Source organism: Lonepinella sp. BR2357 (assembly GCF_051851525.1).
Classification (GTDB): domain Bacteria; phylum Pseudomonadota; class Gammaproteobacteria; order Enterobacterales; family Pasteurellaceae; genus Lonepinella.
The window spans coordinates 67,130-85,171 of sequence record NZ_JBPDVG010000001.1 but is presented as its reverse complement, the minus strand read 5'-3'; the positions used below and the strand labels follow the sequence as shown (position 1 = coordinate 85,171).

The 18,042-nt window shown below is 41.9% G+C and carries 16 protein-coding genes and 1 pseudogene; 10 read left to right on the top strand and 7 right to left on the bottom strand.

The features are described from left to right. The first annotated feature begins 7 nt into the window (after positions 1–7). On the top strand, positions 8–1,060 hold the full coding sequence (gene hisC, locus ACTG7L_RS00395; protein ID WP_439286985.1) for a histidinol-phosphate transaminase: 1,053 nt from the start codon (positions 8–10) through the stop codon (positions 1,058–1,060). A 175-nt stretch (positions 1,061–1,235) separates the two neighbouring features. Here hisC and ACTG7L_RS00390 read toward each other — a convergent pair whose 3' ends face one another. After that, entirely contained in the window at positions 1,236–2,372 is a 1,137-nt protein-coding gene (locus tag ACTG7L_RS00390) for an RNA-guided endonuclease InsQ/TnpB family protein (RefSeq protein ID WP_439286983.1), read from the bottom strand. Positions 2,373–2,445: 73 nt separating this feature from the next. Between ACTG7L_RS00390 and ACTG7L_RS00385 the strand changes: the two are divergent. Then, positions 2,446–2,529 (top strand): annotated as a pseudogene (locus ACTG7L_RS00385) (transposase); the annotation flags it as partial. A 212-nt stretch (positions 2,530–2,741) separates the two neighbouring features. On the opposite strand, the gene ACTG7L_RS00380 reads toward ACTG7L_RS00385, so the two are convergent. From ACTG7L_RS00380 to ACTG7L_RS00370, 3 genes are all read right to left on the bottom strand, one after another. After that, positions 2,742–3,920 carry an N-acetylneuraminate epimerase gene (locus tag ACTG7L_RS00380; protein WP_439286981.1) on the bottom strand — a complete coding sequence of 393 codons (1,179 nt, stop codon included), beginning with the start codon at positions 3,918–3,920 and terminating at the stop codon, positions 2,742–2,744. Between the two features lie 28 nt (positions 3,921–3,948). After that, positions 3,949–5,802: a TRAP transporter large permease gene (locus ACTG7L_RS00375; RefSeq protein WP_439286979.1), complete on the bottom strand. Its 1,854-nt coding sequence runs from the start codon at positions 5,800–5,802 to the stop codon at positions 3,949–3,951. A gap of 95 nt (positions 5,803–5,897) precedes the next feature. Then, positions 5,898–6,893 carry a sialic acid TRAP transporter substrate-binding protein SiaP gene (locus ACTG7L_RS00370; protein ID WP_439286977.1) on the bottom strand — a complete coding sequence of 332 codons (996 nt, stop codon included), beginning with the start codon at positions 6,891–6,893 and terminating at the stop codon, positions 5,898–5,900. 364 nt (positions 6,894–7,257) lie between these two features. On the opposite strand from ACTG7L_RS00370, the gene ACTG7L_RS00365 reads away from it, so the two are divergent. The 6 genes from ACTG7L_RS00365 (at position 7,258) to nagA (ending at position 12,966) form a co-directional block, all read left to right on the top strand. Further along, positions 7,258–7,944 (top strand): N-acetylmannosamine-6-phosphate 2-epimerase, encoded by a 687-nt coding sequence (locus tag ACTG7L_RS00365; protein ID WP_439243357.1) that lies wholly within the window; start codon positions 7,258–7,260, stop codon positions 7,942–7,944. Positions 7,945–8,114: 170 nt separating this feature from the next. Beyond that, the gene (locus ACTG7L_RS00360; RefSeq protein ID WP_439286975.1) at positions 8,115–8,999 is read left to right on the top strand and encodes an N-acetylmannosamine kinase; all 885 of its coding nucleotides are present in this window, start codon (positions 8,115–8,117) and stop codon (positions 8,997–8,999) included. A gap of 17 nt (positions 9,000–9,016) precedes the next feature. Further along, positions 9,017–9,892: a MurR/RpiR family transcriptional regulator gene (locus ACTG7L_RS00355; protein WP_439286973.1), complete on the top strand. Its 876-nt coding sequence runs from the start codon at positions 9,017–9,019 to the stop codon at positions 9,890–9,892. Between the two features lie 18 nt (positions 9,893–9,910). Continuing rightward, positions 9,911–10,792, top strand: a complete 882-nt coding sequence (gene nanA / locus ACTG7L_RS00350) for an N-acetylneuraminate lyase (RefSeq protein ID WP_439286972.1) — start codon at positions 9,911–9,913, stop codon at positions 10,790–10,792. 207 nt (positions 10,793–10,999) lie between these two features. Next, positions 11,000–11,809, top strand: a complete 810-nt coding sequence (gene nagB / locus ACTG7L_RS00345) for a glucosamine-6-phosphate deaminase (RefSeq protein ID WP_439243365.1) — start codon at positions 11,000–11,002, stop codon at positions 11,807–11,809. 14 nt (positions 11,810–11,823) lie between these two features. Further along, positions 11,824–12,966 carry an N-acetylglucosamine-6-phosphate deacetylase gene (gene nagA / locus ACTG7L_RS00340; RefSeq protein WP_439256918.1) on the top strand — a complete coding sequence of 381 codons (1,143 nt, stop codon included), beginning with the start codon at positions 11,824–11,826 and terminating at the stop codon, positions 12,964–12,966. A gap of 38 nt (positions 12,967–13,004) precedes the next feature. Here nagA and tpx read toward each other — a convergent pair whose 3' ends face one another. Beyond that, positions 13,005–13,502 carry a thiol peroxidase gene (gene tpx / locus ACTG7L_RS00335; RefSeq protein WP_439286970.1) on the bottom strand — a complete coding sequence of 166 codons (498 nt, stop codon included), beginning with the start codon at positions 13,500–13,502 and terminating at the stop codon, positions 13,005–13,007. 93 nt (positions 13,503–13,595) lie between these two features. Here tpx and ACTG7L_RS00330 point away from each other — a divergent pair, with 93 nt between their 5' ends. Both ACTG7L_RS00330 and ACTG7L_RS00325 read left to right on the top strand, forming a co-directional pair. Then, a complete protein-coding gene (locus ACTG7L_RS00330) occupies positions 13,596–14,411 on the top strand; it encodes a Cof-type HAD-IIB family hydrolase (protein WP_439286968.1) in 816 nt (271 codons plus the stop codon). Between the two features lie 82 nt (positions 14,412–14,493). Then, positions 14,494–15,993 carry a surface lipoprotein assembly modifier gene (locus ACTG7L_RS00325; RefSeq protein WP_439286966.1) on the top strand — a complete coding sequence of 500 codons (1,500 nt, stop codon included), beginning with the start codon at positions 14,494–14,496 and terminating at the stop codon, positions 15,991–15,993. Positions 15,994–16,069: 76 nt separating this feature from the next. Here the strand turns inward: ACTG7L_RS00325 and def are convergent, their stop codons facing one another. After that, complete coding sequence (def, locus tag ACTG7L_RS00320; protein ID WP_439286965.1) at positions 16,070–16,585, bottom strand: peptide deformylase; 516 nt, start codon at positions 16,583–16,585, stop codon at positions 16,070–16,072. 117 nt (positions 16,586–16,702) lie between these two features. Then, a complete protein-coding gene (locus ACTG7L_RS00315) occupies positions 16,703–18,037 on the bottom strand; it encodes a cation:proton antiporter (protein ID WP_439286963.1) in 1,335 nt (444 codons plus the stop codon). Between the last annotated feature and the right edge of the window lie 5 nt (positions 18,038–18,042).

The window sequence follows — 18,042 nt, the reverse complement described above, 5'->3', positions numbered from 1 at the left end:
ACAAACCATGACAATTTCACCACTTTCCCGAAAAAATGTACAGGCACTTACGCCCTATCAATCCGCTCGCCGTTTAGGTGGCAAGGGCGATGTATGGCTGAATGCCAATGAATATCCTACTTCACCAAATTTTGATTTATTGCACCGCACTTTTAACCGCTATCCCGAACCACAACCAGAAGCCGTGATTAATGGTTATGCGAATTATGCTGGTGTGAAACCTGAAAATGTGATTGTCACCCGTGGCGGTGATGAAAGTATTGAGCTGATTATTCGGGCATTTTGCGAACCAAACGACCATGTTTTATATTGCCCACCAACCTACGGAATGTATGCGGTCAGTGCAGAAACTTGTGGCATTGCGTTAAAAACCGTCCCGTTAACCACCGATTTTCAACTGAATTTAGCCGACATTGAGCGAAATCTTGATGGGGTAAAAGTCGTGTTTGTATGTAGTCCGAACAACCCGACAGGCACATTGGTTAACCGTATGGATTTACTCAAATTGCTCGACATCACCAAAAATAAAGCCATTGTGGTGATTGATGAAGCCTATATTGAATTTTGCCCACAAGCAAGCCTTGTAAATGAATTAGCCAATTATCCGCATTTAGCCATTATCCGCACGCTCTCCAAAGCCTTTGCATTGGCAGGATTACGTTGTGGTTTTACCCTTGCCAATGCGGAATTAATCGGCATATTGCAAAAAGTGATCGCCCCCTATCCATTGCCTGTGCCAGTATCGGATATTGCTGCTCAAGCCTTGCAACCACAAGGTATTACACAAATGCAAGAACGGGTTAATGATGTGCTAAACAATCGTGCGTGGTTAATTGAACAATTAAGCAAAATCCCAACCGTGGTACAAATTTTTGAAACAGAAGCAAATTATGTATTAGTGAAATTCCAAGACAGTGAAAAAATCTTTAAAACTCTCTGGGAACAAGGCATTATTTTGCGTGATCAACATAAAGCATTGGGATTGCAGAATTGTATTCGGATTACTATTGGCACAAGGGAAGAATTAGAACAAACCGTTCAAGCAATAAAATTAGCCTAAGTTTTACTCTAGGATGATGATAGAAATATTATTCTATTGACATCCTCCCCGCCCTAAAGGACGGGGATTCCTACTAGCTCCCCCTTTCGGGGGCTACTCTCGGTGGGTTCTTGTTGCTGACATCTAACGATATTCACTTCACAAGCTCTATGGGTATATCCTACCCTGATTTCCTTTAAGTCTGAACGATAGTTCGTCCACGACTCAATACATTCATTGCTCCAACTACATCGGCATTTTCACTGTAGCCACAGGCAATACACTCAAAATGCGATTGGGTTTCCCGATTTTCTTTGGCGACCAGTCCGCAACAAGGGCAAGTTCGACTGGTATTTTGTGGTGGTACAGCAACAAAAAATCCGCCACGCCATTGGGTTTTGTAGTCCAGTTGTCGCTGAAACTCGAACCAAGATTGATCCAAAATCGAACGATTTAAGCCCGATTTTTGGCTGACATTTTTACCTGGTTCTTCAATCGTGCCTTTTGCCGATTTTGACATGTTGGCAACTTGCAAATCTTCAACGTATATCATGGCGTGGTTTTTGCTGATTTGGTTTGAAGTTTGATGCAAGAAGTCTTTGCGACAATTGGCGATTTTATGGTGTAGTTTGGCGATTTTCGCCTTTAATTTCTGCCAGTTTTGGCTGAATTTAACTTTGTTTTTGAGCTGTTTTTGTAGCTTCGCTAATTTGCCTTTGTAAGTTTTGAATGGGTTGAGTGGAGCAAAAAATATGCCATTGGAAAGCGTAGCAAAACGAACTATGCCCATATCAATACCGATTTCTCCGCCTTTGTGCGTTGGAATTTCCGCTTCAAATTCCGTCTGAATACTCACGAAAAAATGACCGCACTTTTGACTGACTGTTACATTTTTAATTTCGCCGATGACTTTTTGGCTATTGAAATAGCGAACCCAGCCGATTTTGGGCAAATACAAGCGATTATTTCCTTGCTCCAGTTTGCAACCTTGCGGAAAGCGAAAGCTGTCTTTTAAGCCTTTTTTCTTGAATTTAGGAAAATCTGCTCGCTTTTGAAAAAAGTTTTTAAACGCAGCTTCAAGGTCTTTTAATGACTGTTGCAACACTTGACTATGGCAATCTTTCAACCATTCCCATTGTTTTTTCCAGCTAGGTAATAGATTTGCTATTTTGGTATAGCTAAATTTAAATTGATTATCCTGCTCGTACTGCTCATTTTGCCACGCTAACGCCTGATTAAACACAAAACGAGAGCAACCGCAAAACTGTTTGATTTTGCAGATTTGTTCGCCGTTTGGTCTGATTTCAAATTTAAAGGCTTTGCGGATTAACATGGGCTTAGGTTGGTTCAGGATTTTCCCTTATTCTATACTGTTTTTATTTCCAAGTATAGAAAAACTCTGGGGCAATCAGCTTTGGTCACCGTCTTATTTTGCTGGTAGTTGCGGTGATGCACCAATATCAATTATTCGCCAATATATCGAGCAATAACAAACGCCCGATTAGTTAGGTTGGAAACGGCTTTGCCGTTTGTGCCTTGTATCACCGTCCTAAAGGGCAGTGTTTTACGGCACGATCAGATAAAAAACCAATAACCTCATTCCTGATGTTATTGGTTTATTAAAATATAAGAGGAAATCACACCGCACTTTTACCCCAGTCGCATCTGGTTTTGGCAAAAGTGCGGTTATTTTTGGGGGAGATTATTCTTCTACCACCAATTTTTTGCCGTCATAGCTTACGGTACGCACTTCAGTTAAGGCTTTACCGCCGTCAGTTTCACCACCTACGAATAACACTTTGTTGTCATACGGTAAAGCGACACCGTAAGCAATGTTGTGTGGGTAGTTACCGATGATTTTCCATGTGCCGTGTTTTGCATCTAACGCATAGAAATCGCTATGATAAGTTTTTTTCAAACCACCAGTACGGTGTGCGTCGTTGATGCCTTTGGCATAATTTGCACGAGCACCTGGGAAGTTTGCACCACCTGTTACGATGAAGTGACCATTGGTGTAGCCACCCATACCACCTGCAATACCGTCTTGTTGTTCATAGCCTTTCGGTGCTGGTAAGTTGCCCAATTTTTTCCAGTCTTTCACGCCGTCTTTGGCAATGGTACCTTGTGCGGTGCCGTCTGTACGTAAGCCTGCTTTGATTTCGCCGTTGACGACTAACAATTTGCCGTTGTTAATGCCCACTGACGCACCTGCACGGCCTGAGTATGGGAAGTAGCCTTCGTTACGCCATGTGTTAGTGGCAGGTTCATAGCTGACGATTTCTGATGAGAAGAAGAAGTCTTGTGCACGTAAGTTGAAGTACGCATCAAAGATTGGTTTAGTTGCTGCGCCAATTTTTTCTTTATCTTTTTCTTTGTCTAAACCTGCAGAGGCTTTTTTCACATCTTGGAATAAGCCGTTCCAGATTTCTTGGTTAATACCTCCGACAAAGTACACTTTGCCGTGATCAGTCACGCCAGTTGCCCCTACGGCTGCACGTGGTGAACGTGTGTCTAATTTTGTCCAAGTGTTAGTGGCTGGATCATAAGAATAGGCATCGTTGATCACTTGGTTGTCAGCAACGTCGTTGTTTTGGAAACCACCGAACACATAAAGTTTGCCGTCAATGCCTGCAGCCACTGGTTGGTTACGTGAACCACCTGGGAATGCGGCTAATTCTTGCCATTGAGCGCCTTTTTCTTTTAAGTTAAGGGAGTAGAATTTGTCACCGCCTGAACCTAAGCCCACATAAACGGTGTCGCCAATTAAGGCACCGGCACCACTTTTAATACCCACTGGTAAATCTGGATATTGTGCAGCTTGGGCTGCGAAAGCAGTTAAACCTAATACGGATACAGCTAATAAAGATTTAGTGAATTTCATAGTAGAACTCCTTATGTGTGTTTAAATGTTAGCCATTTGGCATTAATAAATTCGGAATAAAGGTTATAATTTCTGGGAAAATTGTGATCAATATCAAGGTCACAAAGATTGGCACCAAGAATGGTAACACCCCTTTGGTGACGGTAGATACGGACATATTTCCCACACGAGCCACCACGAACAACGCCATGCCCATTGGTGGGGTTAAGATACCGATCATCATGTTCAATAAGGTCATCACCCCAAAGAAGATTAAGTCGATACCAAAATGTTGTGCAATTGGAATTAACATTGGCAATACTAAGAATTGCAATGCTAACGCATCGATAAACATACCCAAGAATAATAAGAGTAAGTTAATCATCACTAGCACAGTTAATGGAGAATCAGCCACCGCCATAAACATTTCAGCTAAACGCATAGCCACTTGTTCACGTGCAATCATGTCGCCAAAGAATGTCACGGTCATCACCATTAACACGGTTACGCCAGTGATTGCCACGGTTTCAATACAGCAGTTGAAGAATAATTTTAAAGTTAATTCTTTGTACACAAAACGGCTAACAAGAATAGAGTATGCCACAGCAACCACAGCAGCTTCAGTTGGGGTAAACAAGCCTGTGAAGATACCACCGATAATCAAAACTGGGGTTAAAATTGCCCAAATACTAGATTTAAAAGCAGCACACAGTTCTGGCATAGTTGCTTTACGAGTTTTTGCATAACCCCGTTTTTTACAAACGAAGTAATTCATAATCATTAAGGCAATGGTGATTAATATACCAGGTACAAAACCTGCAATAAATAATTTTGCAATGGATTGGTTAGCGATAACCCCATAAATAATCATGGAAATACTTGGCGGAACAAGTGGACCGATAATACAAGAGGCTGCAGTAATACCACCGCTAATGTCATCATCATAACCCGCATCACGCATCGCTTTAATTTCCAACTGACCTAAACCACCCGCATCAGCAATGGCTGAACCTGACATACCAGAGAATAATAAACTTGCCCCGATATTGACATGTCCCATACCGCCAGTATAGTGGCCTAATAAGGCTTTAGCAAAGTTAAAGATCCGTTCAGTGATACCACCACCGTTCATTAAGATCCCCGTTAAAATAAAGAACGGAACACTTAGCAATGTGAAACTGTTTAAACTATCCACTAAATTGTTGGCCGCACTGTTTACAATATTCCAACGAGTCATGGAGAAATAAAGCAAGGTAGCAATAAATAATGACCACCCCACTGGTGTGCCCAAGAACATAATCACAAGCCAAACTACAAGCACAACATACACTGCATTGTCACCGAGTTTTGCATATTGTGAAATACGAAGCACTTTGAATACATCAGGGGCGAAGAACAAGAGAGCTAATAGAACCACTGCACCAATAGCAAATACCGTGGCAGATAAATAAGAGGTTTGATTCGTGAAGTTTTCGGTTTGTGCTTGTAAGAAACGGATTAGCACCAACAAGGAAATAAAGGCTTGAGCCCCATATAACCATTTATCACTGATTTCTAATGCGACCAATTCAAAAGATGCCCCAATCCAAACTTTAAAGCCCAAATGGATAAAGACAATAATGGAAACAAAAATCAACAATTGCACAAAAGTACTAATGACTTTTCTGATTTTTGGCGGCATCAAATTGGTGATAAAGTCGAGATAAATATGTTGTTGGCTACGTACCGCCATACTGATCCCAAGCATTGCGACATAGACAAACAGCAATCTCGCCAATTCTTCAGACCAAATCAAAGGTGAATCAAAGATTTGACGTGCAATAACTTGAGTAACCAGAATCAGGAAAATAATGAACAATAATGTCCCACCCACCCATTCTTCTATTTTATTAAAAAATTTCATAATCAACCTCGGTTGAAAAACAAAGAAATTTGGAAAAATTGCCTTACCTCCACCAGAGGATAATGAAAGTAAGGCAATAGCTTCGCATTATTTAGTTATTGAATTTTTGAAAATTCATCAAATGCTTCTTGACCTAAAGCACCATTCTTTTTCAAATACTCATCATAGTAAGGCTTTAACGCTGCTTTGAATGGAGCAAGATCAGGTTTAGTTACGGTGACTTTTTTACTTTCAAAGAACGCAATCGCATCAGCTTCACCATCTTTAAATAATTTTGTATGGTATTCCGCTGCTTTTTCTGCCGCATCTTTCACCACTTTTTGTAAATCTTCTGGTAAACTCGCTAAGGTTTCATTACTGATTAAATAAAGTTGGTCATTTAAGATGTGATTAGTTAAAGCCAAATATTTTTGTACTTCGTAGAATTTTTGGTCTTTGATGGTTGGTAATGGGTTTTCTTGACCGTCTACCGTATTATTTTGTAATGCTAAATATACTTCTTTGAATGCCATCGGCGTTGGTGCTGCCCCCACATATTTAGCAAAGGCAAGGTTAGTTGCTGCATTTGGTACACGAAGTTTTAAGCCTTTCATATCTTCAATAGAATTAATTGGGCGATTAGAAGTCGTTTGACGAGTACCGTTATAAGCAACGGATAATACTGTCATACCTTGTTCATCGTGTACTTTGGCTAACAATTTTTTACCGAAGTTAGTTTCAAGCAAGGCTTTTTTGCTAAATTCAATGCTTGGCACCACATAAGGTAAAGCAAAGATTTCTGCTTCAGGATAGAAAATTTGGAAACGAGCAGATTCACCAAAGGTTAAATCTAAGGCACCGTCTTTTAATTGTTTCATCATGGTGCGGTCGTCACCTAATTGGCTAGATGGGAACAATTTCACTTCAATTTTGCCTGCGGATTTTTCTTTCACTTCTTTTGCGAAAAATTCCGCTGCTTTATATTCGTTTTGGCTAGGGCCAGCATTCATACCGAATTTTAAATCATAGTCTGCTGCGAAAGCAGAAGTTGCAAATGCAGAGGCTGCAACGCCAGCACAAAATGTAGCTAATAATAGTTTGTTGAATTTCATAGTACGCTCCTGTTTAAAAGATTGTCGGAATTTCTAGGGTTGAGATTAATTAAACCTATGTGGTTTTAATATGCTTTGCATTTTGGATCAAAAAAATCAAAAAAGAAATAGTTTTTTGAAGTAAAATTTCAAAAATGTGACAGAGATCACAAATTTGAAAAATTCTTGGTTTAATTTTGAATTTTTACTCCACTTTTTATTTTTTTTCGTCCTATAATAAGTGCCATATTTCACCACCTTTTGCTTAATTGCTATAAATTTCAGCAAAGGAAAGATAAAAGGTCTTGCCATTTTTGTTGTTAGGGCGTAACCTAGCGAAAAAATGAAGTATTAATTCTTAATTATAAAAATATATGGAGTATATATGTCAAAAATAGCTCATGCCGACGTGCTTACTCGAATCAAAAAAGGGTTTATTTCTTCTTGCCAACCTGTTGATGACGGCCCGATGGATAAACCTGAAATTGTGGCAGCCATGGCCCTTGCGTCACAACATGGCGGTGCGTCTGGATTACGAATTGAGGGCGTGGAAAATCTAAAAGCGACCCGTCCTTTGGTTAATATTCCAATTATTGGCATTAAAAAACGGGATTTACCCGACAGCCCTGTGCGCATCACTCCGTTCTTACATGATATTGAGGACTTAGCGGCGGCGGGTGCGGACATTATTGCGGTGGACGGTACCAACCGCCCACGCCCAGTGGATATTGAAACTGCGGTGAAAAAAATCCATGAATGTGGCTGTTTAGCCATGGCAGACTGCTCTAATTTAGAAGAGGGTCTATATTGCCAAAGCCTCGGTTTTGATATTGTAGGCAGCACCATGTCAGGCTACACCGGCGGTGAAATCCCGAAAGAACCGGATTATCAATTAGTTAAAGATTTAAAAGCCGCTGGCTGTTTTGTGATGGCGGAGGGTCGTTATAACACCCCTGAATTAGCTAAAAGTGCCATTGAAAATGGCGCAGATGCTGTGACTGTTGGTTCGGCGTTAACCCGATTAGAACATATTGTGAGCTGGTTTGCGAATGCGGTGAAATCGGCAAGATAACCCTCACCCTATTTTACCCTCACCCTAGCCCTCTCCCAGAGGGAGAGGGGACGGAAATAGGGGGTATTGGGTGCTGGGAATAAATAAAAGTAAATTAAATTTTATACTCCCTCATAACAATCCCCTCTCCCCTTGGGAGAGGGCTAGGGTGAGGGTAAAAAGGAGCTTATATGCGTTGTTTAGCCCTCGATATTGGTGGCACAAAAATTGCAGCAGCGTTAGTGGAAAATAACCAAATCCAACAACGTCAGCAAATTGTCACCCCACAAGATGATGCCGTGAATGCCATGCACGAGGCTTTAGGCTCGTTGGTGCAACAATATGCTGGCCAATTTGATTTCGTCTCAGTGGCCTCCACAGGCATTATTAATAACGGCATTTTAACCGCACTTAATCCAAAAAATTTAGGCGGATTAGCGGAATTTCCGTTAAAAGACAGCATTGCTCGTCATACTGATAAACCAATTTTCTTGCTCAATGATGTACAAGCGGCGGCTTGTGCAGAATATCAAGAATTGGATCCGAAAAAAGTGCCAAATTTTGCCTTTATTGTGGTTTCTACTGGTGTCGGTGGCGGTATCATCTTAAACGGTGAATTGCAAACGGGGCCAAATGGCGTGGTAGGGCATATTGGACATAGTTTGGCCGATCCTCATGGCGAAATGTGCGGTTGTGGTCGTCGTGGTTGCGTAGAAGCCGTGGCGGCAGGACGTGCCATTGAGCGTGATGCGCAAAAATGGGATAACCCTTGTTCACCAAAAGAAGTGTTTGAACGTTTTAGAAAAAATGACGAAAAAGCCACCGCACTCATACATCGTTCCGCCAACGCTATTGCCAATTTAGTAGCAGACTTGGTGATTTCATTGGATATTCAACAAGTGGTGATTGGTGGTAGTGTCGGGTTAGCGGAAGGCTATTTGCCTTTGGTCAAACACTACGTGCAAGCCATGCCGCATTTTTATCACTGCGAGTTAACTAACGCAAAATATGGCGGTGATGCCGGCTTAATCGGTGCAGCCTATTGGGGCGAATTGGTATTAACGAAACAACCTTGATCTAGGGAGAACATATTATGGTTCAATCTAATGACGGTCGAAAAATTCTTGATACTATCGGGGCGTTACAAAGCAGCCTCACCAAAACCGAAAAACGCATTGCGGAACAAATTTTGGCCACGCCAGAATTACTTGCACAATCGTCTTTATCGGAAATTGCACGTACCCTAGGAGTGGGCGAAGCAACCTTTATTCGCTTTTGTCGTAGCCTTGGTTTTAAGGGCTTTAGCGATTTCAAATTGGATTTTGCCATTGAAATTGCGACCCAAAGCCAACAACCGGTCAATTTATTAGATACCAATATTGGACCGAAAGATAAGCCAAGACAAATTGCCGCCAAATTGCAAAATGTGATTAATCGAGTGGTTGGTGAAACCATTAATTTGTTAGATTTTGACGAATTGAATAAGGTAGTGAAAGCCATGCGTCAAGCCAAACGGATTTTCTTATTTGGCGTTGGCTCCTCGGGCGTGATTGCCAATGGGGCAAAAAATAAATTAATGCGGATTGGTTTTCAGGTAGACGCTGAAAACAACAATCATTTTATGTATATGCAAGCCTCGCTGATGCGCAAAGGCGATGTGGTCATCGGGATCAGCCATTCAGGCACCTCACCCGAAACCACCAAAGCCTTGGAAATTGCAAAAGAGGCGGGGGCGGTCACGGTGGCGATTACCCATAATTTGCGCTCACCGATTACCAAAGTGTCTGATTATGTACTTAACAACGGCAATCGCCAAGGGCAGTTGCAGGGCGACTCTGTCGGTACACAAATCACCCAATTATTCGTGCTTGACCTAATTTATGCACTTTTAGTGCAAGCCGAACAAGAAAAAGCAACACAATCTAAGCAAAAAACTGTTGATGTCATTGTGCAGCAACGTGATAAATAATATAGGAGAAATTTCTTTATGAAAAACTTGAAAGGTATTTTCAGTGCGTTATTGGTGTCTTTTAACGAAGACGGTTCTGTGAATGAAAAAGGCTTACGTCAAATTATTCGCCACAACATTGATAAAATGAAAGTGGACGGCTTATATGTCGGCGGCTCTACGGGTGAAAACTTTATGCTTTCTACCGAAGAGAAAAAACAAATCTTCCGCATTGCGAAAGATGAGGCCAAAGATCAAATTGCGTTAATCGCTCAAGTGGGTAGCGTCAACTTAAAAGAGGCGGTGGAATTAGGTAAATATGCCACTGAATTAGGTTATGACAGCTTATCTGCCGTGACCCCATTTTACTACAAATTCAATTTCACAGAAATCAAACACTACTACGAAACTATTATTGCAGAAACCGGCAATAACATGATCGTTTACAGCATTCCGTTCTTAACAGGTGTGAATTTGGGTGTAGAACAGTTCGGCGAACTTTACAAAAATCCAAAAGTTATTGGGGTGAAATTCACGGCAGGCGACTTCTACTTACTTGAACGTGTGAAAAAAGCCTATCCAAATCATTTAATTTGGGCTGGTTTCGATGAAATGATGTTACCTGCATCAAGCCTTGGTGTAGACGGTGCGATTGGTTCAACCTTTAACGTGAACGGTATCCGTGCAAGACAAATTTTTGAATTGACCAAAGCAGGGAAAATTGAAGAGGCGTTGAAAGTTCAACATGTCACCAACGATTTAATCGAAGGTATTTTAGGTAACGGTTTATACTTAACCATCAAAGAAATCTTGAAATTACAAGGTGTGGATGCGGGTTACTGCCGTGAGCCGATGACATCTAAAGCCACTGCGGCTCAAGAAGCTCGTGCGAAAGAATTGTATGAGCAATTTCTTAAATAAGTAAAAAATAATTAAAAAAACACCGCAGTTACAGCCCCCTCTCCCTTTGGGAGAGGGTTGGGGTGAGGGTGACATCTCTCACTATTTCGTTTTACCCTCACCCTAGCCCTCTCCCAGAGGGAGAGGGGACACTCCCCAGATCCTATCCTAGAGGGGGACAGATGATAAACTGCGGTATAAAAATTGAAACTATTTCAAGGAGATACTATGCGTTTAATTCCATTACAAAGTGTTGAGCAAGTGGCAAAATGGTCTGCTCGTCATATTGTTGATCGTATCAATCAATTCAAACCAACGGAAGATCGTCCTTTTGTCCTCGGCTTACCAACAGGTGGCACCCCACAACAAACTTACAAAGAATTAATCAAACTCTATCAAGCAGGCGAAGTAAGTTTTAAACATGTGGTCACATTCAATATGGATGAATATGTGGGCTTGCCAAAAGAACACCCAGAGAGCTATCACAGCTTTATGTATACTAATTTCTTCAATCACGTAGATGCCCAAGAAAAAAATATCAATATCTTAAACGGCAATACCGATGATCATGATGAAGAATGCCGCCGCTACGAAGAAAAAATCAAATCTTACGGCAAAATTAATCTATTTATGGGCGGTGTGGGTATTGATGGTCATATTGCGTTCAATGAACCAGCGTCATCTTTAGCCTCTCGTACAAGAATTAAAACGCTGACACAAGATACCTTAATTGCTAACTCTCGTTTCTTCGATAACGATGTCAATAAAGTACCAAAATATGCCTTAACTATTGGCGTTGGTACATTATTAGATGCCGAGGAAGTGATGATTCTCGCCACTGGTCACCAAAAAGCCCAAGCGGTACAAGCAGGTGTGGAGGGTTCAATCAATCATTTCTGGACCATCAGTGCGTTACAGCAACATCGTCATTATATTTTGGTGTGCGATGAACCGGCCACTCAAGAGCTTAAAGTGAAAACCGTGAAATATTTTACGGAACTTGAATCTCGTGCCATTCATTCCGTGGTGAATGATTAACTAAGGAAACGAAAATGAAATATGCACTGACCAATGCGGTAATTTATACGGGCCATGACGTGCTTTATGGCCATGCGGTGATTGTCGAAAATGACAAAATCGTTGATATTATTCGTCAAGAACAGGTGCCTACTGACATTCAACATCTTGATTTAAAAGGTAATAACCTCACTGCTGGATTTATCGATCTGCAACTTAATGGTTGCGGTGGGGTCATGTTTAATGACCAAACGAGCGTGGAAACCTTGGAAATCATGCAAGAAACCAATGTACGTTCTGGTACCACCAGCTTTTTACCGACCTTTATCACTTCACCCGATGAAGACATGAAAAGTGCGGTGAAAATTATGCGAGAATATTTGGCTAAACACCAAAATCAAGCCCTCGGCTTGCATTTGGAGGGGCCGTATATTAGCGTAGCGAAAAAAGGCACCCATCAGCCAGAATATATCCGTGAAATTTCGCCAGAAATGAAAGATTTCTTGTGCCAAAATGCAGATGTGATCACCAAATTAACCTTAGCGGCCGACAACCCAACGGTGGAACATGTGCCTGATTTTGTGAAGGCGGGGATCATTGTGTCCTTGGGGCATTCCAATGCCACTTATGAGCAAGCGAAAGATTCGTTTAAAAAAGGCATTACATTTGCCACGCACTTACACAACGCCATGTCGCCAGTGAGTTCTGGACGAGATATGGGCGTGGTTGGTGCGGTGTTAGACAGTGATGACATTTACACGGGTGTGATCGTCGACGGCTTACACGTGGCGTTCGGCAACGTCAAAATTGCGAAACGGGCCAAAGGCGATAAACTCTGTATCGTCACCGACGCTATTGCGCCAGCGGGATCGGACATTAAAGAATTTACCTTTGTGGGTAAAACCATTTATGTGCGTGACGGCAAATGTGTGGATGCCAACGGCATTTTAAGCGGCGCCTCCATTACCATGATTGAAAGCGTGGAAAATGCGGTGAAAGAGGTGGGCATTCCGTTAGAAGAAAGCCTCAGAATGTGTAACCTTTACCCTGCTCGAGCCATTGGTGTGGCGGATAAATTAGGTTCCATTGAAGTGGGCAAAATTGCCAACTTGACTGTGTTTACCCATGATTTCAACGTGGTGAATACTGCAGTGAATGGGGTTTGGCAGTTGGATTAAATGCTATCGGGCGGACACATCGGTCCGCCCCTACATTTTTATAGAACGGCTAATGCTTTTTCATAGTTGGGTTCGCTTTTGGTTTCGCTGACCAATTCGGCATGTAGCACCTTGTTATTTTCATCTAACACGATCACCGAACGTGCAGTTAAGCCCGCTAACCCGCTGCTAGTAATATTCACGCCCAATTTTTCATGTAACGATTTATCACGGAACGTAGACAGGGTTTGCACATTCTCAATCCCCTCTGCCCCACAAAAACGAGCATGGGCAAAAGGCAAATCGGCGGAAATACACAACACCACGGTATTATTTAAATCTGCAGCCTGTTGATTAAATTTGCGTACCGACGTCGCACAAATCCCCGTATCAATGCTCGGGAAAATATTCAGAATTTTACGTTTACCCGCAAAATCAGCAAAAGACACGGATTCCAGTTTGCTGTTAGTGAACGTTAAATTTTCAAGGGTGTCGCCCACTCTGGGGAAATGACCCGCCACATCAATGGGATTGCCAGCTAAAGTTACGTTACTCATTTTTTCTCCTTAATTTATGGAATAATACTTAACCTGAAGACGAAATTCATTCATAATAATGGCGTATTAGCAAAAAGAGTTCAAGGATTTTGTATGGATTTAACCCATTTAACTGATGAAATTAAAATTGTGTTCTTTGATATTGACGAAACATTGATTGTCAAAGATAAAGATTATTTGCCAGAAAGCGTATTGCCAACGATTCAACAATTACAACAAAAAGGTATTATTCCCGCCATTGCCACGGGCCGCTCGCCTTGCAGTTTCCCACCGAAAATTAAAGCCTTAGTGCAACAAACCGGCCTGAATACTTTTGTCACCATGAACGGGCAATATGTGGTACATCAGGGTCAAGTGGTGGATAAATTACCCATTCCGACGCAAAAGATTGCCGAAGTCGTCGCCTTTTTTGAGCAACAACAGATTGATTATGCCTTTGTGTCTAATGAACATTTGGCGGTATCTCGCATTACTGATCAAGTGCGAAGTGCGGTGGATCCGTTGAAAACCGCTTATCATATTGACAAAGACTACTATCAACATCATGAAGTGTTCCAAATTCTACCATTTTATGATGAAAGCCAAGATGAATTGGTCGCCAGTTCCGGCATTTTAAATGGCTTAAAAACCGTACGTTGGCATGAACAATCGGTGGATTTATTTGATGTACAAGGTTCCAAAGCACGGGGAATTTTGCACTTATTGGGCCATTTAGGTTTACAAAAAGAAAATGCGATGGCCTTTGGTGACGGCTTAAATGATTTGGAAATGTTAAGCACCGTTGGGGTTGGCGTAGCCATGGGTAACGCTTGTGATGAATTAAAAGCGGTGGCAGATTTTGTCACCGATCATATTGAGCAAGACGGCATTGCGCATTTTCTGCAAAATGCGGGATTAATTGAGGGTTAAACAAGAAAACCGTCATTTTACATTTGCGCTGAAAATTAAATAAATGTAAACTATTTTCATTATTATATATTTAGGATAAACAATGAAACCAACCTTATTTTCTCATTCAGCGTTTGCACTGTTATTTATGACCATTTTTCCCACTGTACTTTGGGCCGCCGAAACCACCGCTACCTCAGAACAACAGCGTGAGATTGATCGCCATTTTAATGATCAACGCATGAACGGGAAAGACAGCGATTACCAATTACAGACACAACAAGCCAAACAAAACCCAGCCCCTGTGGCATCGAAAACGGAAAGCCATTCTCTCTCTATTAGTAAAGAAGAACTGGCCCATCAACCAGAACTCGTCATTCGTGCATTACTCCCCGCTGTGGCAAAAGGTAACGTCGAAACGGTGGAGATTTTATACCCGATTTATCAAAAAATTGATCCACAATGGCAAGATCCTTTATTGACGCAATGGCAACAAGCGATTTTGGCACGCAAAGCACAGGATTACAGCCAATCCATCCGCCTTTATCGTAACATTCTGGCGGAACACAATGACATCCTCCCTGTGCGTTTACAGCTTGCTGCGGTGTTATTTGAAAACAAAGAATACGATGCGGCCGAGGGGCAATTTGAGAAATTACGCAGTGAAAAAATAGCGCCTGAAGTCGTTCGCTTAGTGGACGCTTACATTGATGCTATTCATCAAAAAGACCGTTGGAACGTTGGTGGCGGCTTGACTTATCTGAACGATCCTAACATCAACAACGCCCCTAAATCAGGGACAACTTACGGCAACTGGACGCCACCAAAACGTCAGTCTGCACAAGGTTTTGGTTATAATTTAGATGCCAGTAAAAAATGGTCATGGGGCAATGGTGGCTATCATCAATTAGATCTCTCCTTGTATGGCAAATATTACTGGAACAACAAAAAATTTAACGAAATGACCATGCACGGTGGCTTTGGTCTTGGTTATCAAACTGGACGCACCGATCTTAGCCTGATTCCCTTTTGGGAACAAACCTTGTATGCGGGTGGCCGTGAGGGCAGTGAAAGCCTGAAACGTTTTTCTAAATCTGGTGGGGGTGAACTCGCTTTTAGCTATTGGCTCACCCCAAAATGGCAGTGGCGTGCGAATTATCAATATAGCGAACAACGCTATACCGATCGCAAGCACTTAAACGGTAACACTCACTATATTTCGAGTGGCTTAAGTTATTTACGCAACGCCCAACAATATTGGTATCTCAACCTCAGTTACAACCGCACCAGCACTCGTGACAGTGATGACAGCTATGTGCGCCGTGCAATCAATCTCGGTTGGGTGCAAGAATGGGGCAAAGGTTTATCTACTCGAGTGAATTTAAGCTACGGTCAAAAAAATTACAAAGGCCCCTTGCCAGTCTTTAATGTTACGCAACGTAATAAAGAATACGGTGCCGCCTTGTCTGTTTGGCATCGAGCTATTCACTACAAAGGTATCACGCCACGCTTAACTTATAGCTATCACAAAACCAAAAGTAACCACGTGTTCTACACCTACGATAAACATCAGGTGTATTTAGAGTTAAGTAAACGGTTTTAATTACAGAGAACCCCATACGGGAATATGGGGCATATCACATCAACCTCGTATTGCCATACGAGGTTTTTTATGAAAATTAGGCATTTCCTCTCGCCATTTGCTTTTGTAATTTGACTAACTTTTCTTTAATCCGGTTGCGTTTTAAAGGCGAGAGATAATCCACAAATAATACACCGTTTAAATGATCGATTTCGTGCTGAATACAAATAGCTAACAAGCCATCGGCCTCAACTGTAAAACTTTCGCCTTGGCGATTTAAGGCTTGTACTTTTACGGTTTCTTTGCGAGGCACTAAGCCACGAAAACCTGGGATCGACAAACAGCCCTCCTCAATGCCAGTTTCACCAGCACTTTCTAAAATTTCAGGGTTGATTAACACCAGTTGATTGGCTTTGTCGCCCTCAATATCAATCGTGATCACACGTTGATGCACATTCACTTGGGTGGCGGCCAATCCAATCCCCTCGTGTTCGTACATGGTTTCAAACATGTTGTCGATAAAGGTTTGCAATTCATCAGTAAATTCCGTCACGGGTTCAGCCAAGGTACGGAGTTGTTCATCGGGGTAAATTAATACGTTTAATAAGCTCATAATATTGATATTCAGTTAATAAAAAAGTGGCGCTATTTTATCAGAATTTAAGAAAAAATCGTGAAAAATAAACCGCACTTTTCACCTTGCACCTCTAGTACAAGGTGAAATCAGTCATTATACATCGGGCGTATAATCATCACCGGCACCCAGTTTGACATAGGCTTGACGTTTTGGGTCCACCAGTTTAGAGCGTTCAATCATTTTCTCAATGGTGACACCTTGTACCAAAATTGAAAAGGTCACCACGGCATAGGTCATTAACAAAATTAAATCTCGCACATCCACCACCACATCATCACCGGTCATTAATGCCACGTGACTTGGAATACTCAGCGCCATAGCAAGGGCTAATCCACCGCGTAAACCGCCCCAAGTTAGGATTCTCACTGTGTAGGGATTATATTGGCGGAACCGTTGCATCACTTTGAACGGCAACCAAACGCTAATATAACGAGATAATAGACAAGCAGGAATGGCAATTAACATCATGATTGAACTGGCCCAAGTGAAGTCCACTAATAACAAAGCCAAGCCGATTAACAAGAATAATAAGGAATTTAACGAATGGTCGATCATTTCCCAGAAGTGGTCTAAATAACGTTGGCTTTGTTCTGAAAATCCATGACGACGAGTCCAGTTACCAATTAAAATACCCGATACCACCATGGCGAGCGCACCCGATACGTGCATAAAGTTGGCGACCATAAAGCCCGTCGTGGGAATGGTAAGCGTGATTAAAATCTCCAAACTCCCGTCGTCGGTGGCAGAAATCAAATAATGCGATACCGTGCCAGTAATTAAACCAAATAAAATACCGCCCACGGCCTCATGTAAAAACAAGGTCGAGATCCCCGAGATAGAGGCTTCTTCGCCCCCGAATGCGACGGCAAAAATAGTGGTAAAAATCACTAAGCCAACCCCGTCATTAAACAAGGACTCGCCCTCGACTTGCATGGAAAGGCGTTTCGGCGCACGCAAATTTTTGATGATCGCCAACACCGCAATCGGGTCGGTTGGTGAAATTAACGAACCAAACACGACACAATAAATAAAATCAATCTGCCAACCTAATAAATTCGCCGCATAATAAATGAGCGCGCCAATCATCAGGGTAGAAAATAAGGTGGAGAATAAGGCGAAAGTGGCAATTTCCCAACGTTGATCTTTCATTAAAGGCAATTTAATCCCTAACGCCCCAGCAAACAGCAAAAAGCCGAGCATACCGTTCAGCAAGAAGTTTTTAAAATCCAGTTCTTCCATAATATGGGTAGCCACGTTATCTAAGCGCAACCAGCCTAAAAAGCCTAACAGCAATAACACCAACGATCCCACCATGGCAGAGGCCGTAATGGCAATGGTGGATTGCACTCGGTCGCTGATTTTATGGGTGATGAACGCCAATAAAATCGAAATGCCAAACAAAAAACAGATATAAGCGTAGATACCCATATACT

Excerpts from the sequence above, each read along its gene's own strand:
- ACTG7L_RS00380 (WP_439286981.1), bottom strand. The coding sequence starts at position 3,920 with ATGAAATTCACTAAATCTTTATTAGCTGTATCCGTATTAGGTTTAACT.
- ACTG7L_RS00370 (WP_439286977.1), bottom strand. The coding sequence starts at position 6,893 with ATGAAATTCAACAAACTATTATTAGCTACATTTTGTGCTGGCGTTGCA.
- nagA (WP_439256918.1), top strand. The coding sequence starts at position 11,824 with ATGAAATATGCACTGACCAATGCGGTAATTTATACGGGCCATGACGTG.
- nanA (WP_439286972.1), top strand. The coding sequence starts at position 9,911 with ATGAAAAACTTGAAAGGTATTTTCAGTGCGTTATTGGTGTCTTTTAAC.
- ACTG7L_RS00360 (WP_439286975.1), top strand. The coding sequence starts at position 8,115 with ATGCGTTGTTTAGCCCTCGATATTGGTGGCACAAAAATTGCAGCAGCG.
- nagB (WP_439243365.1), top strand. The coding sequence starts at position 11,000 with ATGCGTTTAATTCCATTACAAAGTGTTGAGCAAGTGGCAAAATGGTCT.
- hisC (WP_439286985.1), top strand. The coding sequence starts at position 8 with ATGACAATTTCACCACTTTCCCGAAAAAATGTACAGGCACTTACGCCC.
- ACTG7L_RS00390 (WP_439286983.1), bottom strand. The coding sequence starts at position 2,372 with ATGTTAATCCGCAAAGCCTTTAAATTTGAAATCAGACCAAACGGCGAA.
- ACTG7L_RS00330 (WP_439286968.1), top strand. The coding sequence starts at position 13,596 with ATGGATTTAACCCATTTAACTGATGAAATTAAAATTGTGTTCTTTGAT.
- tpx (WP_439286970.1), bottom strand. The coding sequence starts at position 13,502 with ATGAGTAACGTAACTTTAGCTGGCAATCCCATTGATGTGGCGGGTCAT.
- def (WP_439286965.1), bottom strand. The coding sequence starts at position 16,585 with ATGAGCTTATTAAACGTATTAATTTACCCCGATGAACAACTCCGTACC.
- ACTG7L_RS00315 (WP_439286963.1), bottom strand. The coding sequence starts at position 18,037 with ATGGGTATCTACGCTTATATCTGTTTTTTGTTTGGCATTTCGATTTTA.
- ACTG7L_RS00325 (WP_439286966.1), top strand. The coding sequence starts at position 14,494 with ATGAAACCAACCTTATTTTCTCATTCAGCGTTTGCACTGTTATTTATG.
- ACTG7L_RS00355 (WP_439286973.1), top strand. The coding sequence starts at position 9,017 with ATGGTTCAATCTAATGACGGTCGAAAAATTCTTGATACTATCGGGGCG.
- ACTG7L_RS00365 (WP_439243357.1), top strand. The coding sequence starts at position 7,258 with ATGTCAAAAATAGCTCATGCCGACGTGCTTACTCGAATCAAAAAAGGG.
- ACTG7L_RS00375 (WP_439286979.1), bottom strand. The coding sequence starts at position 5,802 with ATGAAATTTTTTAATAAAATAGAAGAATGGGTGGGTGGGACATTATTG.